The organism is Legionella stuttgartensis (genome assembly GCF_977063405.2).
On the sequence record NZ_CDRUHA020000033.1, the window covers coordinates 126,741 to 141,407 of the forward strand.

The window sequence follows — 14,667 nt, forward strand, 5'->3', positions numbered from 1 at the left end:
ACGTACCCAAGTTCGGAAAAATACTCTTGGTTACGTGCTACTTTACCTACTATAAACTTAAAGTTCTTATCTTACGCTCTCTCTCTATTTTTAGAGAAGAAGGTCAAGGGTGACTAGTTAAAAAACCGCCACATTATTACTCAACAGTCACAGATTTGGCAAGATTACGTGGCTGATCCACATCAGTCCCTTTAACAACGGCAACATGATAAGCCAACAGCTGTAAAGGAATCGTATAAATAATTGGAGCCACCCATAAACCACAGCTAGGGACCTGAATCAAACGAGCCCCATTTGCTCGCCAACTTTGGGAATCGTCAACAAAAACAAACAGCTGGCCACCTCGGGCACTCACTTCGTGTAAATTGGATTTTAATTTATCCAACAACTCATCGTTAGGAGCAACCGCAACAACAGGCATGTTTTCATCAACCAAAGCTAAAGGACCGTGTTTCAATTCTCCAGAGGGATATGCCTCAGCATGAATATAAGAAATTTCTTTTAATTTCAATGCTCCCTCTAAGGCAACCGGGTATTGTACACCTCGTCCTAAAAATAAGGCATGTGCTTTATGAACAAATAGTGATGCTAGATCTTCAATTTCTTCATTCATTTTTAATGCACGTTCACAACATGCAGGCAGCTCCTGCAATTGTTTTAATACTTCGTTTGCCCTATTATCATGACAAAGCGCTGCTGCTAACATCAAAAAAGCAGCCAACTGAGTAGTAAATGCCTTAGTAGATGCCACGCCAATCTCAATTCCGGCACGTGTTAGAAAAACACAATCAGCTTCTCTGACCAAGGTGCTTGTGGCAACATTACAAATCGCCAAACTAGCCAAATACCCCATATCTTTTGCTTTTTGTAACGCAGCAAGAGTATCTGCTGTCTCACCTGACTGAGAAACAGTAATGAATAAAGTATCTTTAGGAACAACCACATCACGATAACGATATTCACTGGCAATTTCAACTTGGGTTGGCAACCCGGCCAATGACTCTACCCAATATTTGGCAATCATCCCGGCATGGTAGCTGGTACCACAAGCAACTATATGGACTTGCTTCACCATAGGAAATATGTGGGAGGCACGTTCTCCAAAACTGGATCGAAGTACTTCCAGACTATTTACACGACCTTCCAAAGTATCAGTCAGCACTTTAGATTGCTCAAAGATTTCCTTGAGCATAAAATGCCGATAAGGTCCTTTACTTACAGTCTCAGCATCACTGGTTAAAGGATGTAGCGGACGCTCGACCAATGATTTAGAAGAGTCATAAATTGCGATACTTTTTGAGGTAATCAAAGCGCTGTCGCCTTCTTCCAAATAAGTCACTGATTGTGCGAAAGATTTTAATGCCAATCCATCCGAAGCAATAAAATTCTCACCGATTCCTATGCCGACTACGAGAGGGCTACCTTTACGAATAGCAACAAGTTCCCTGGATTTTTGTTGATGAATAACACCTAAAGCGAAAGCCCCTTCCATTTCTGCGGCAGCGGTTTGTACTGCTTGGAGCAAATTTTCGCTCTGAAGATAATAGTAATGAATTAAATGAGCCGCCACTTCTGTATCTGTTTCAGAAGTAAACTGATACCCTCTCTCCGCTAATTCACGGCGCAAATGTTCATGATTTTCAATAATTCCATTATGTACTAATGCAATTTCTCCATGGGATAAATGAGGATGTGCATTTTGTTCTGAAGGCTTACCGTGGGTGGCCCATCGCGTATGAGCAATACCTGTATTACCTGCGACAGCTGTTTCTTGCATGGCATCAGCTAAATTTTGCACCTTACCTTGGATTCGTACGCGATTTAAATGTCCGTTATTATCAATTACTGCAATGCCAGCAGAATCATAACCTCGATACTCTAAACGACGTAACCCTTCCAGTAAAATTTTACTGATGTCCCTTTCAGATACAGCTCCAATAATCCCACACATAACCGGCTCCTCGTTTCAACAACCGCACACGAACGACTTATCAATAAAAAAAGGGCAATTATGCCATAAACATTTATAAATCACTAACATGTTCAGTGTAGTAAAACCGCTCCAGAGGAAGATGTCGCAAAATTCATCCTCTTAAGGTTAACGATTAAAATTATAGGCTAAGTGAAGGCACAGCTTGATCCGGGAATTCTACAAAAAGAAAACCCGGGTTAATGGCTGCGCCTTCACCCAGGCCACACTAGAAAAAACGCGTAACAACTCCCTTTTACTCTATAGGATTTTGACACGTTACATCATATCCATGGTCCTTCATGGCCTTGCATACCTCAAAGGCAAGCAACCCATGAGCACGAGTACTTGGATGAATTTCATCCCAGAATAAATAACTCTCGGGAGTATCACATACTTGATAGTTTTTGTCTCCTGCTGCAAAGCTTGCATCTCTATATTGTAGCACTTGCGCATAACGTAATACGAAGTTATTAGCAAAAGGCGAACTACGGAATGCATCATACATAGGAAGTTTCACATCAATACACGCTTCAGTGGTGTTAGTAAATCCATAATTTTCCGGATTTTTTAAAGCGCGTTCCAAATAATCTCCCATGTCGATATAGAGGAAATTTGAATCAGGATAAATTTTTGCCCATTCCTCCATGCGATTTCGAAGTCGCTCATTGTGCATATCAATGGCGTTATTCAACACCTCGCGATCTGTGGTTTGCACCATGCGGGGAGTATCACCTATATGAGGCAGTCCCATAATAACAAATCGACGCGCACCAGCTTGCATCAATTTCATCACAGCAGAACCAGCACCTGATAAGACGTTATCAACATACGTGCTCATTACTTCTGTGTTGTAATTGTCTTCAAAAAATAAGACATTGACGTAATCATTACTGCCTGAGAAGATGAAAAATACCGTTTCATCACTTAAAGCTGGGTGTTCTAGCAAATAAGCCTGAACAGTTAAACCAAGACTGGGTGGAACCAACTTACCTACAATCAGATTTTTGATTGTTCCTAATGGATGACGAATCAAATTCCACACTGTTAACTGATAATCATAAGTTGCAGTCCAACTCCCCCCAAACGCACGATTTAAATAAACTTCTTCATCATCTGCAGAAATGGATATCATTTTTGCTAAATATTCATTCCATACCTGCCCATTAGAAAAACGTGCATTCCAATAGGGTTTCCCGGGTAATACAGGCACCATTTTGACTTTGCTTACCAAACTGGCGATATAAGGTGCTAATTGATTATCAAAAAAATCAGTAACAATGGCGATACCTGAATCCAAAACCATTTGTGGTACATAATATTCATCCGCGAACTCAACCATTTTGTTGAGCACAAATACTTTAAACGGTGCCACTAAAAAAGCAGGGTCTTCTTCCTGACGCAAACTTTTAAGTAGATGAGTGGTATTTCCTGTATCAGACAAGCTGTCGCCAAAAACAACCATCGATTTTACTGGAGTAGCAGCAAAGCTCATGAAGGGTATAAATAAACAAAGGATTAGGAACCACCGCAACTTCCGACTGTAATAGGCCATATTATCTCCTTATAAAAAGCCAACGGAATTAAAACACAGATAGCTTTGGTATATAACAGTATGATCGCTGGTTAGTTTTTGTCAACGCATTTAATTAATTTTGCTTAATATTTAAACGTAACCTAGGGTGCATTTAATTGAAGCCTATTGATTAAATTCTGTGTAAATGTTAATTTTTGCCAAATATTTTTGTTTATATTTCAGGTAGTACAATGAATAAAATCGTGATTGCTTCATTTTATAAATTTGTTTCCTTAGAAGATTTTGAAATGTTGCGACAACCTTTGCTTGCGAAAATGCATGAAATCCAAATCAAGGGAACTATTATATTAGCCTCTGAAGGGATCAATGGAAGTTTTGCTGGCACGCGTGAGCAAATGGATCATTTTTATCAATTCATCCGTCAAGATGAGCGCTTAGCAGACTTAAAGTTTAAAGAAACTTTTGATGAAGAAAACCCATTCGAAAAATCCAAAGTTAAACTTCGCAAAGAAATTGTCACTATGGGCATAAAAAATGTTGACCCATTGAAAATAGTGGGGACCTATCTTAGTCCCCAGGAATGGAATGAATTAATTCAAGACCCTAACGTCGTGTTAATCGATACCCGTAATGATTATGAATTTGAATTAGGCACATTCAAAAACGCTATTAATCCCACAACGGAAAACTTTCGAGATTTTCCGCAATACGTGCGTGAACAGTTGCTCGATAAAAAAGATAAAAAAATTGCCATGTTTTGCACCGGTGGAATACGCTGTGAAAAATCCACCGCTTATTTAAAGGATTTAGGCTTTGAAAATGTCTATCATTTGCATGATGGTATTCTCAACTACATTGAACAAATGCCTAAAGAGGAATCGCTCTGGGAAGGACAATGCTTTGTTTTTGATAACCGAGTCGCGGTTGATGATCAATTAAATCGGGTTTATCCTCAATTACCATTGGATTACAAACACGATCGCAATAAAGAATAAATATGACCAACAAAAAACAATCCGATTCAACTATTGTGTTGAATCGAAAAGCAGGCTTTAACTATTTTATTGAGGATCAATACGAGGCCGGCCTAGTGCTTGAAGGCTGGGAAGTCAAAAGCTTGCGCGCAGGTAAAATAAATTTGTCGGATGCCCACATCATTATCAAAAACAACGAAGCATATTTGCTGGGCGCCCAGATTCAACCACTCATAACTGCCTCTACTCATTCTATTCCTGACCCAATACGTACTCGTAAGTTATTATTAAATAAAAAAGAACTCAATCACCTCATCGGGAGTGTTGAACGTCAAGGTTATACCATAGTGCCACTTTCTTTATATTGGAAAAAAAATAAAATAAAGATAAAAATAGCCTTGGCCAAAGGTAAAAAAGAGCATGATAAGCGCGACACCATTAAGGATCGGGAATGGGAAAGAGACCGTTCTCGGATAATGAAAAAAACAGGGAGAGATTAATGAATGTAGGCGAATCGGTACCCGATTTTGCATTCGCAGCAACAAGTGGGCTTAATGTCCATCTAAGTGATTATAAAGGACAAACTGTAGTCCTTTATTTTTATCCTAAAGATGCAACCCCAGGATGTACTACAGAAGGACAAGATTTCCGGGATGCATACCCTCAATTTCAAGCATTAAAGGTCCAAATCTTTGGAATTTCCCGCGACAGCTTGAAATCACATGAGAATTTTAAAGCAAAACAAAACTTCCCTTTCGAATTGATTAGCGATCCTGATGAACAATTGTGCCAATTGTTTGATGTGATAAAAATGAAATCCATGTATGGTAAACAAGTTCGTGGTATTGAGCGCAGCACATTTATCATTGATCCCCAGGGGAAACTAATCAAAGAGTGGCGCAAAGTGAGTGTTAAAGGACATGTAGCCGAAGTACTTAGCGCATTAAAATAAATTTGTATCGTTGCACCACCTTTTGCATGCTTAAGAGGAAAAATCAGAGTTGCCTGAAGATAGTTCAAGATGCACCAAATATGGCTTTGTGGTGAACCTGGTGAATAGTTACATCAATTTTATCCTTGACTGAATCTCATCCCCTAAGCAGAATGAAGGAAGCAAGCAAATAATTGTAGGGTTACGGCTAACTTCACTACCATTAAGTTAAAAGCCAATAGTCTTGGATAAGGGCAATGTTATTAACTTCATGGCAGTGAAGCTGCCTTAACCCGATCTACACGTTTTAATCACAAGGTGAATTTATGGATAATAGCAATACCCGTCGGAAGCTGTTTGTACTTGATACCAATATTTTAATGCATGATCCTACAGCCATCTATCATTTTGAAGAGCATGATATCTATTTGCCCATGGTCGTTCTGGAGGAATTAGACAGTCATAAAACGGGTACATCAGAAGTCGCACGCAACGTCCGACAAACCAACCGCATGTTGGTAGAGCTCATGAGCAACGCATCGCATGAACAAATCGTTTCCGGATTGGCTATACCCAACTATCTTAACTCAGATAAAAAGAAGTGCAGTGGAAAGTTATTTTTCCAGACTGATGAGTTCGACCAGGTTGTTCCATCCACGCTTCCAGGGCATAAAGTAGATAATACAATTCTTGCCACCGCTTTAGGATTACAAAAAAAATATACCGGAAAAAAACAGGTAATTATTGTATCAAAGGACATTAACTTGCGGATCAAAGCAGGAATACTTGGGATTCTTGCGGAAGATTATTACAGCGATCAAGTACTTGATGATGTCAATCTGTTACATAGAGGACTACATATTCTTGATAATAATTTCTGGGATACTCATGCTAAAGATATGGGGTCATGGCAAGAAAGCGGAAAAACTTTTTATAAAGTAGCGGGGCCCTTAATCAATCAATGGAATCCCAATGATTGCATCAGTACAGAAGACGATCAATTTCAAGCCATCGTAAAAAAACTTGAAAGTGATCATGCAGTGATTCAATTAGTTCGTGATTACACCAAGCATTCCGTATGGGGAATTCATGCTAAAAATCGTGAACAAAATTTTTCTCTAAACTTGCTCATGGATCCGGATATTGATTTTGTAAGCTTACAAGGCCCTGCTGGAACCGGAAAAACCCTACTCACGATTGCTGCGGGTTTAACTCAGGTTCTCGATCAAAATCGTTATACTGAAATTCTTATGACACGCGTGACCATTCCTGTAGGAGAAGATATCGGCTTCCTACCTGGAACGGAAGAAGAAAAGATGACGCCGTGGATGGGGGCTTTAATGGATAACCTTGAAGTTCTGCACAGCACACAAGTAGGCGGTTCATTTGGGCGTGGGGCAACTCAAGATCTATTGCAAAACAAAATTAAAATCCGCTCCCTGAACTTCATGCGAGGCCGTACTTTTTTAAATCGCTACATTATCATTGATGAAGCCCAAAACCTAACTCCAAAACAAATAAAAACTTTGGTCACCCGTGCAGGCCCAGGATCGAAAATTATTTGTCTTGGGGATATTAAACAAATAGATACCCCTTATTTGAGTGAAACTACCTCTGGTTTAACTTTTGCAGTAGACCGGTTTAAACACTGGGAACACAGTGCACATATGAGTTTAACTCGTGGGGAACGCTCTAGACTTGCATTTTATGCAGCGGAACATTTATAGTATGCACTTTAAGGATTTACCATGACTGACCATGCCATCACATTTGATGACGTTCTGCTTGTTCCTTCATACAACCACCACGAATCTAGAAGAGTTGTAGAAACAACCAGTACCGATCGCCTGGGCAAATTATCCTTGGAACTCCCTGTAATTAGCTCCAATATGGATACCATTACTGAAAGTTCTATGGCGAATTTCATGGGCTCTAAAGGTGCTATGGGCGCCTTACACCGTTTTATGTCCATTGAAGAAAACATTCAAGAATTCAAAAAATGCCAAAGTAACGTATTTGTTTCGATTGGTTGCACTACAGCTGAGTTAGAACGAGCAGAAGCATTACGTGATGCAGGAGCTAACTACTTCTGTGTGGATGTTGCCCATGCTCATGCCAAATATGTGGGGAAAACTCTAAAAAGTTTACGCCATTTGCTTGCGGATCGATGCATTATGGCGGGAAACGTTGCGACCTATGCGGGAGCTGATTATCTTGCTTCATGTGGGGCAGACATCATTAAGGCGGGAATTGGCGGTGGTTCGGTATGCAGTACTCGCATTAAAACTGGATTTGGTGTCCCCATGTTAACCTGTATTCAAGATTGTTCACGCTCGGACCGTTCTATTGTTGCCGATGGTGGCATCAGAACCTCTGGTGACATCGTCAAAGCATTAGCCTTTGGTGCTGATTTTGTGATGATAGGTGGCATGTTAGCAGGTACATCACCAACTCCTGGTGAGGTAATTCAAAAGCAAGATGGCACTAAAGTCAAACGTTACCGAGGCATGGCATCTAAAGAGGCGCAAGAGAACTTCTTAGGGCAAATGCATGAATGGAAAACGGCCGAGGGGGTTGCAACTGAAGTACCCTATAAAGAAAATCCTGATGCGATCATCGCTGATATAGTGGGCGGATTAAGATCAGGACTGACTTACGCTGGGGCAGACACAATTAGCGAACTACAACGTAAATTAAATTATGTAGTAGTAACCCAAGCCGGACGCATTGAAAGTTTACCGCATAAATTGTTTGGCTAGAAATTAATATGGACTTCCCTGGGTTTAATAAACCCAGGGCATGGAAAAGCAAGTTTATCCGAGTTAATTATTTCTTCATACTCATAGAAGCATCTGCTTCCTCGGTGAGTTCTGGACTAGGACTAGGCGATTTTTCAATAAGTGAATCAAAGTCCATTCCTTCAAAGGCTTCATTAAATTCCGCCATTAAATCAGAGGAAGTGCTACTTTCCGGACTACCCATTTCCATTTGTTCCTCATCCTCCTCATCTGGATTTTCAACAAGCTCATCAACATCTTCGTCACCATCACCATTTAGCTTGGCCGTCGCCCCTTTGATCGCGTCCACAAGTCCTGAATTAATTGCGTCTTGGATAGAACTCACCATATCTTTAAATTGAAGGGCTGCTTGCCCTGCTTTAGTACTTTTGAGATCATCCAACTTTTCATCCGCCTTATCCAATAATTGATCTTTTATTTCTCCAGCCTTTTCATTTAAGGCATCTTTCAAACCCCCTAAGGCTTGTCCCAACTCAGTCTTGGAAAATGCATCTAAAGCCATTCCTCCTGCAGCTTTAAAAGCATTGTTTACACTTCCATTGACATCTGAAACCATTTCGCTGAGTTGTTCATTCAATTCCAGGTATGGGTTCTTTTCTTTGCTCTCAGTTGGCTTCTTTTTAGTATCTTGAAGGGGTTTAGACTCCTCTGGCTGAGCTTTTTTGTCTTCATCTTTATCTGGTTTTGGCTTAGGGCCTTCACTAACTTCAGGAGTAATAACATCAGGCTTAGGAGGCGGAGCGCTAACCGTCTGGGTTTCTTCCAGTTTGGGCTTTTCTTTTTCAGTTTTTCCAGTACTCATAAATCTTAACCTCTGTAGTATCTACCCCTATTACGTTAAAGATAGCACATCGTAATAAACATTGCCTTTAAATAGATAGCGTAGATCGAATATTTTCAGATACACTAATCTTATCAAGATCGGTTCTTTGATGAATTGTATTTAGCCATAATTTACAATAATTTTGCAAAATAAATGCAACCTATATGGAATGATATGTTACTATGAATCTTAACGATTTTCGCTACATGCGTCGCGGCAAACAACTGTTTGATTTAAACATGGAAGATTATAAACTTCTTGAACCCATTAGACGGCGAGGCACAAAAACAGATCGAGCGTTGCTCCTTTTACATGGGTTTACTTCTTCACCCGCGGTTTATCGCTACTTAATTCCTCAATTAGATCATTATGATGCTTTAGTTTGTCCTGCCTTACCTGGACATGCAGAGAGCATCGCTGCTTTTGCACAAACCAAGGCTTCAGATTGGATTGAATGTGCTAGCCAAGAATGTGAACAATTATTTAAAGAATATCAAAAAGTGGATGTCCTGGGATTATCCCTAGGCGGAATATTGGCATGCCAGTTGAGTGCAACTTTTGCATTCAATCATATGTTTCTTTTAGCTCCTGCTTTAAAATTACAGATGAATATTTATCGTAATCTGCAGCTTCTTCGGGTACTTAATAAGCTGGGCTTTTGCGAATTACGAGGCGTAGCGGGTAATATGGCAACCAATAAATATGCTGAACTATCTTATCGCAGAATTCCCATTCCTGTACTTATTGAACTGTTCACCATGATTCGCGAATATCGATGGATTACACCAAATTGTCCAATTGATCTCTTTTTTGGTGCTCATGATATTGTTGTTGCCTCAAAGGAAGTAGAACAAATGTTCTCGCATGTACCCAATTCAACAATACACTGGCTTGCAAACTCAGCCCATGTTTTGCCATTAGATAATGATTTGGATCAGCTTGTTCAGTGTATTAATCAACGCACCTCATCTAATCTGAATGAAAAATCTTCTCTTCTGTTGATGGGAGAGAGTTAGGATAGCGTCGAACTATACCTTCATCCCCACTTACGGGCACCTTCTCCCTGGTTGGGAGAAGGGAAATTCTCGTGCTAAAGCCCCCTCTCCCGCTACGGAGAGAGGCAGAGGTGAGGGAAAATTAAACCTAGGGGAATTGCTTATTATACCGATTGAAATCTTTTAATTCGAATTGATTCCACTCACGCATATCCAACACAGAGCCATCAAACGCCATAAAGTCCGCGCGGGTGGTGGGTAGATTAAAATAATAAATGTCACTGGCATCCGTAGCTAAATTACTCTGATGTTTCGCCACTGAAATTTCTGCAACTGAGCGATCATGCGTTTTCACAAAGCTGCGTTGTGCCCGTAAATAACGACCTTTAAATCGTGCATTCCCCCAAAGTTCAACATCGAGCCTATTTACGGCGCCAGCTAATTGAATAGTGGTTTTCTGCTTCGCACGAACAGTCAAGGTATCCGTTTTAACCCAAAACAAACTCAGCCAAGCATTTCCTTGCATGACTAAATTAGCTAGATTAACAACTCCAGAAAGTTGTACCTTGGGACTCCCTTCTAAATTTAGTCGTAAACCTGGGCTGGATATTCCACCAATTTGGGTGAGGCCTTTACCTTTTATATCCAGAACGCGTAAGCCAATGGCTCCACCTAATCTTACAGTTCCAGTATTTACCAAGTACACATCCAACACGCTGGTACGTATCTGATCGCCAGTGATTATTGGTGTGCCATTAGCCATCAAGCGATTAAGAAATCGCCCCCGTATATCAGCATATATTGGCCCATTTAAATTTCCTTTCCCCGCTATAGCTAAATACAATGTGTTTTGTGAAACCTCTACTTTTACTGCTGCCAAATCGCGAGGGTCACCAGATAAAATCACCTGGGGATCTTTATAACCTGTATGCAGGCTCACATTAATTGGTCCTTGAACATTAACCTGATTAAAAGCCGCTACTCGTCTAATTTGTTTTGTCTTAAGTACTTGCGGCGGTGGAGAAAAAGCCTCACTTTTTGGCGCATGATGCACGCAAGCAGTTAATAAAAATACAAAAAGAATCAATAAGTAACACCGCTTTTGCATAGACTTCATTCCCATATCAATAATTCCTCTACATTAGAGGAAGTTCTAACAATGTGCAAGGTCAAGTTATAATGCATAAATACTTCATAAGTAGCCTGGGTAAAGCGATGCGACGGGAATTTGTTCATAGCAAACCTGGGCTTTCACCCAGGCTATTTTAAAACCAAGAACCTTTATTAAAATTTGAAAGCATTACCTTAGCAGGACAAGTATCATTAACTTGTGAGTCAGGAGCATTATCGATTAACGATTCTAAAGGTTCATCGAAAGGAATTAATGCGGGCAGCTGAATATAAATATCAACCAATATACCATTCCTACAACCTAGATAAACTTTTCCAGAATTATTTTTACCAAATGTTTGGGTTACCATGTCGCGCAAGACTGTCAAGGATACCTTTTGTCCTTGATGTTGCGTTAGATATTGTCCCAAAATAGAATTATCAACGGACTCAGTCAAACGCATCGCCAGCGAAAAATACTCATCCGCGGATAAAACTTGGCAACTACCATGCTTATTCCATTCATGGCGCTCCAAACAGCTACCATAATTGTAACTAGGCATCATTTTTTTTAAATGTTCAGAAACTTGTGGTGACAAACTAAGCGGGGGGTAAGCACAATGCTTGGATTTTTGCTCTACCCCACAATATCCATAACTTTGGCCACAGGCATTCTGATTGGGCCATAAACCATGTAGGGTAAGATGTTTTGCTTGATAGGAGTCTTTAGATAGATGCATGCATTCTGGCTTACCTGCTTCATATCCATACGTTTGACAAAAACCAGGCTGCGAGCTAAGCGCTAAAACATAAGAATCGGACATCCCTGCATGTGTATCGCAAGAATCACCGAACTCAATAGAAGCAACAACGTTGACAGAAAAAACAAGCAACAACAGGATAGTGAGCTTTTTCATTAAGACACTCCGGCCAGCTTCTTTCGAAACATTATACAGCAGAAGATAATGAAAGCCAGTCTTTTTATTTCTTATAACTATATTGAATCTTAATGAAAAAATTTTATTTAGGATGTTCATTTCGAACACCAAATAAACCTAAAAACGCGTGTATGGACTTCGTGAAAACCCACATCTAGTTTAGAAGCGATGCCATTTCCTCTAATTCTAGTGCGTCATTATTCTTTCCAGAACCTTTTTTAAAGAACTTAGAACTATTTTCTGGTTTAAAAATATCCTCACAAAACTTATTATATTCATCTGGATTAAACTTTAGCTCTTCTTTTTCTTCGGGTTTAAATAGTGCATCCACTGCATAGTTTGATGCAACTCCCAATGCCACTGCAATAAGAAGCACAGGTACTCCTATACCCAAAGGCACGAACATTAAACTGGCAAAAACAATCGCAGGAATAAACGCTTCAATTAAAATGCTACGTACTAAACTTGCTGTTTGATAGACCCTAACCCTTTTTTGGTATTCTGTTTCTGCCTGGCATTGCTTAATTTCTAAGAAAAGAAATTTTCTTTCCTTATCATCATCGTAATTTTGTTTTAATTGCAGCGTTAAACGGGCTACCTGATCCCTTTGTTCTTGAATTGTCTTTTGCGTCTTATACAGTTCAATACCACCCTTGATTGCATTATTAATAATGGTAAACACTAGACACAATACAGCACCGGCAATGGCCATAGAAGCTAAAACTGGAGCGGCTACAGGCAAAAATGGCATGGTTAAGACAAGAAAAGCCAACATCAAACCAACAGCATAGGCAATATTATTAATTAAAGATATTTTTTGAAGTCGCCAATCTCGTTCGCACCTGGCTTTTTCGTTTTTCAACGTGTGCAGTTGCATCTCTATTTGGCGCTTTTCTGCTTTTTCTTCAACAGTAAGTATTTTTTTTTCCTTTTCTACTGCTTGATATGCTTGAAGTTGTTTTTCCAATCGCTCTATGTCTTCATTATACTGCAGCATCGCCTTATTATGTTTTATTCTTTGCTCTTCAAAAGCCCATACCGATAAAATAATATCAAAGACTAAAAGAGCAAGAGTAACCGCATCTCCGGCCATACCTAATGAACCTTTGCCAGTTAGCCAGAAGAAGCAAACCAAATTCGCTGTCCCCCAAACGGAATCATTCAATAAATCAAATTTTCTTTGTTCCCATTGAGTTAGAAAACGATCCTCCCAAGGCATTTCTGCTTCATCTTTTTCCATCCATGAACCTTTTATCGTATGTCTGAGTAATATACCCAACTCCAGGAAAAATCGAGCGTAATACAAAGTCCAGCTTAGATTACCCGTATAGGGGTCTGGTGTTTTGATTGCTTCAGCTGCTTGTTTGGAATTAAAACGACCTTCGGGAACTAAACCAATTACCGTTTTTAAAAACGTTGAGCCCCATACCCAATATAATCTCTTCTCGTTCAATTTGCCCATGTACTTTTTAATCGACTTTGTAGTACCACCGGACAAATCAACAATATCTTCCGCCAACAATTGAGCTACAGGAATGCCCATATACTTTACAGGTGAATCATTAGAGCTTTCTTGTTGCACCTCACATTCTTTAATTCGTGCTTGATATACAGGATCGAGTAATTTAAGAAAATTCGAACACCTTTGAATCTTTTTGTTATATTCCTTAACATTTTCGACCTTTTTAAAGTCTATTTCATGCTTTTGTTGTGCTAACAACAACAAAAGAGTGATTTTCAGATCGAATGCCCTCTGTTCTTTTTCGAGATCATTCATGTAATCGAACATAACACTATCAGTTTTGTCCAATATATCTAAATAGAAATTCAATGAAGAAAGGAAATCATTGCTGCGATATTCGGTAAAGGCACGACCTGTGAATGTCTTGATCCATTCCAGCTCTTCTCCTCTTGCTCGTTTATAGCTTAGTGAGCACGACTTTTTTAGCTTATTGTATTGAGCCTTCTCTTTATTATATTGAACTATATTTTTATTATATAGTTCCAACTCTTTACGATACTGAACGTATTCAGCAGTGTTAATATATTCCTCATATGCAGGAGTATTTTTTTCCAAAGACTCTGGTTTTAGAAGCTTTAGGGGTTTTTGGGGTTTTGGGGGTTTTCTTGGGGGTTCAAGTAAGCGAATACTGTTACTATTTTTATCACCATAATAGAGTTTATCGTTACATAAAATGATTGCATTACTGCAAACGATTTCATTATCACGCGTTGGCAAATCTTCAATATCAGAAAATTTTTCGGGTAAAGAGTAAACCTCAATAAGACCACATTCAGCTCTGTTGTAATTAAGCAAGTCCCCATAGCTTAAATCAGCAAGCTTCTTTTTATCTTTGAGGGCATCTCTAAGAAATGATTGAAGAATTGCGCTACTCGTTGCCATACTGTCACCTCTGTGCTCATGAATTTCGGCGACTCATTCATTGGATCACAGCAAAAAAAAATTTATATGTTCTTTTTTATAACATAATATTGATTTTAAAAACAAGATGAGCATTCATTGATTTACACTATTGAAACCAAATTTTTCGTAAAAAAGGATAAATTTTGGTTAAAAATGAGATTCTTAGC

The 14,667-nt window shown here is 39.4% G+C and carries 12 protein-coding genes; 6 read left to right on the top strand and 6 right to left on the bottom strand.

All coding sequences use genetic code 11. From position 1 onward, the window contains the following. Positions 1-136 precede the first annotated feature (136 nt). Both glmS and plaC read right to left on the bottom strand, forming a co-directional pair. Complete coding sequence (gene glmS, locus ACWTEW_RS09215) at positions 137-1,951, bottom strand: glutamine--fructose-6-phosphate transaminase (isomerizing) (protein WP_454781389.1); 1,815 nt, start codon at positions 1,949-1,951, stop codon at positions 137-139. A gap of 274 nt (positions 1,952-2,225) precedes the next feature. After that, on the bottom strand, positions 2,226-3,524 hold the full coding sequence (gene plaC, locus ACWTEW_RS09220) for a lysophospholipase/glycerophospholipid:cholesterol acyltransferase PlaC (RefSeq protein ID WP_454781390.1): 1,299 nt from the start codon (positions 3,522-3,524) through the stop codon (positions 2,226-2,228). 212 nt (positions 3,525-3,736) lie between these two features. On the opposite strand from plaC, the gene trhO reads away from it, so the two are divergent. The 5 genes from trhO to ACWTEW_RS09245 all read left to right on the top strand — a co-directional run bounded on the left by trhO (position 3,737) and on the right by ACWTEW_RS09245 (position 8,170). Continuing rightward, entirely contained in the window at positions 3,737-4,501 is a 765-nt protein-coding gene (gene trhO, locus ACWTEW_RS09225) for an oxygen-dependent tRNA uridine(34) hydroxylase TrhO (RefSeq protein ID WP_454781391.1), read from the top strand. A gap of 2 nt (positions 4,502-4,503) precedes the next feature. Then, positions 4,504-4,980 carry an SsrA-binding protein SmpB gene (gene smpB / locus ACWTEW_RS09230; RefSeq protein ID WP_454781392.1) on the top strand — a complete coding sequence of 159 codons (477 nt, stop codon included), beginning with the start codon at positions 4,504-4,506 and terminating at the stop codon, positions 4,978-4,980. Continuing rightward, on the top strand, positions 4,980-5,432 hold the full coding sequence (locus tag ACWTEW_RS09235) for a peroxiredoxin (protein ID WP_454781393.1): 453 nt from the start codon (positions 4,980-4,982) through the stop codon (positions 5,430-5,432). The genes smpB and ACWTEW_RS09235 overlap by 1 nt, the downstream gene beginning before the upstream one ends. A gap of 305 nt (positions 5,433-5,737) precedes the next feature. Next, the gene (locus ACWTEW_RS09240) at positions 5,738-7,138 is read left to right on the top strand and encodes a PhoH family protein (RefSeq protein WP_454781394.1); all 1,401 of its coding nucleotides are present in this window, start codon (positions 5,738-5,740) and stop codon (positions 7,136-7,138) included. A gap of 21 nt (positions 7,139-7,159) precedes the next feature. Beyond that, positions 7,160-8,170, top strand: a complete 1,011-nt coding sequence (locus ACWTEW_RS09245; RefSeq protein ID WP_454781395.1) for a guanosine monophosphate reductase — start codon at positions 7,160-7,162, stop codon at positions 8,168-8,170. 67 nt (positions 8,171-8,237) lie between these two features. Here ACWTEW_RS09245 and ACWTEW_RS09250 read toward each other — a convergent pair whose 3' ends face one another. Further along, complete coding sequence (locus ACWTEW_RS09250; protein WP_454781396.1) at positions 8,238-9,011, bottom strand: hypothetical protein; 774 nt, start codon at positions 9,009-9,011, stop codon at positions 8,238-8,240. A 203-nt stretch (positions 9,012-9,214) separates the two neighbouring features. On the opposite strand from ACWTEW_RS09250, the gene ACWTEW_RS09255 reads away from it, so the two are divergent. Then, the gene (locus ACWTEW_RS09255) at positions 9,215-10,048 is read left to right on the top strand and encodes an alpha/beta hydrolase (protein ID WP_454781397.1); all 834 of its coding nucleotides are present in this window, start codon (positions 9,215-9,217) and stop codon (positions 10,046-10,048) included. 127 nt (positions 10,049-10,175) lie between these two features. Here ACWTEW_RS09255 and ACWTEW_RS09260 read toward each other — a convergent pair whose 3' ends face one another. The 3 genes from ACWTEW_RS09260 to ACWTEW_RS09270 all read right to left on the bottom strand — a co-directional run bounded on the left by ACWTEW_RS09260 (position 10,176) and on the right by ACWTEW_RS09270 (position 14,479). Further along, positions 10,176-11,135 (bottom strand): GIN domain-containing protein, encoded by a 960-nt coding sequence (locus tag ACWTEW_RS09260; protein ID WP_454781704.1) that lies wholly within the window; start codon positions 11,133-11,135, stop codon positions 10,176-10,178. A gap of 157 nt (positions 11,136-11,292) precedes the next feature. After that, positions 11,293-12,054, bottom strand: a complete 762-nt coding sequence (locus ACWTEW_RS09265) for a ribonuclease T2 family protein (protein WP_454781398.1) — start codon at positions 12,052-12,054, stop codon at positions 11,293-11,295. Positions 12,055-12,229: 175 nt separating this feature from the next. Continuing rightward, on the bottom strand, positions 12,230-14,479 hold the full coding sequence (locus ACWTEW_RS09270) for a hypothetical protein (RefSeq protein ID WP_454781399.1): 2,250 nt from the start codon (positions 14,477-14,479) through the stop codon (positions 12,230-12,232). Positions 14,480-14,667 lie beyond the last annotated feature (188 nt).

Excerpts from the sequence above, each read along its gene's own strand:
- ACWTEW_RS09245 (WP_454781395.1), top strand. The coding sequence starts at position 7,160 with ATGACTGACCATGCCATCACATTTGATGACGTTCTGCTTGTTCCTTCA.
- smpB (WP_454781392.1), top strand. The coding sequence starts at position 4,504 with ATGACCAACAAAAAACAATCCGATTCAACTATTGTGTTGAATCGAAAA.
- ACWTEW_RS09255 (WP_454781397.1), top strand. The coding sequence starts at position 9,215 with ATGAATCTTAACGATTTTCGCTACATGCGTCGCGGCAAACAACTGTTT.
- trhO (WP_454781391.1), top strand. The coding sequence starts at position 3,737 with ATGAATAAAATCGTGATTGCTTCATTTTATAAATTTGTTTCCTTAGAA.
- ACWTEW_RS09250 (WP_454781396.1), bottom strand. The coding sequence starts at position 9,011 with ATGAGTACTGGAAAAACTGAAAAAGAAAAGCCCAAACTGGAAGAAACC.
- ACWTEW_RS09240 (WP_454781394.1), top strand. The coding sequence starts at position 5,738 with ATGGATAATAGCAATACCCGTCGGAAGCTGTTTGTACTTGATACCAAT.
- glmS (WP_454781389.1), bottom strand. The coding sequence starts at position 1,951 with ATGTGTGGGATTATTGGAGCTGTATCTGAAAGGGACATCAGTAAAATT.
- ACWTEW_RS09260 (WP_454781704.1), bottom strand. The coding sequence starts at position 11,135 with ATGCAAAAGCGGTGTTACTTATTGATTCTTTTTGTATTTTTATTAACT.
- ACWTEW_RS09270 (WP_454781399.1), bottom strand. The coding sequence starts at position 14,479 with ATGGCAACGAGTAGCGCAATTCTTCAATCATTTCTTAGAGATGCCCTC.
- ACWTEW_RS09235 (WP_454781393.1), top strand. The coding sequence starts at position 4,980 with ATGAATGTAGGCGAATCGGTACCCGATTTTGCATTCGCAGCAACAAGT.
- ACWTEW_RS09265 (WP_454781398.1), bottom strand. The coding sequence starts at position 12,054 with ATGAAAAAGCTCACTATCCTGTTGTTGCTTGTTTTTTCTGTCAACGTT.
- plaC (WP_454781390.1), bottom strand. The coding sequence starts at position 3,524 with ATGGCCTATTACAGTCGGAAGTTGCGGTGGTTCCTAATCCTTTGTTTA.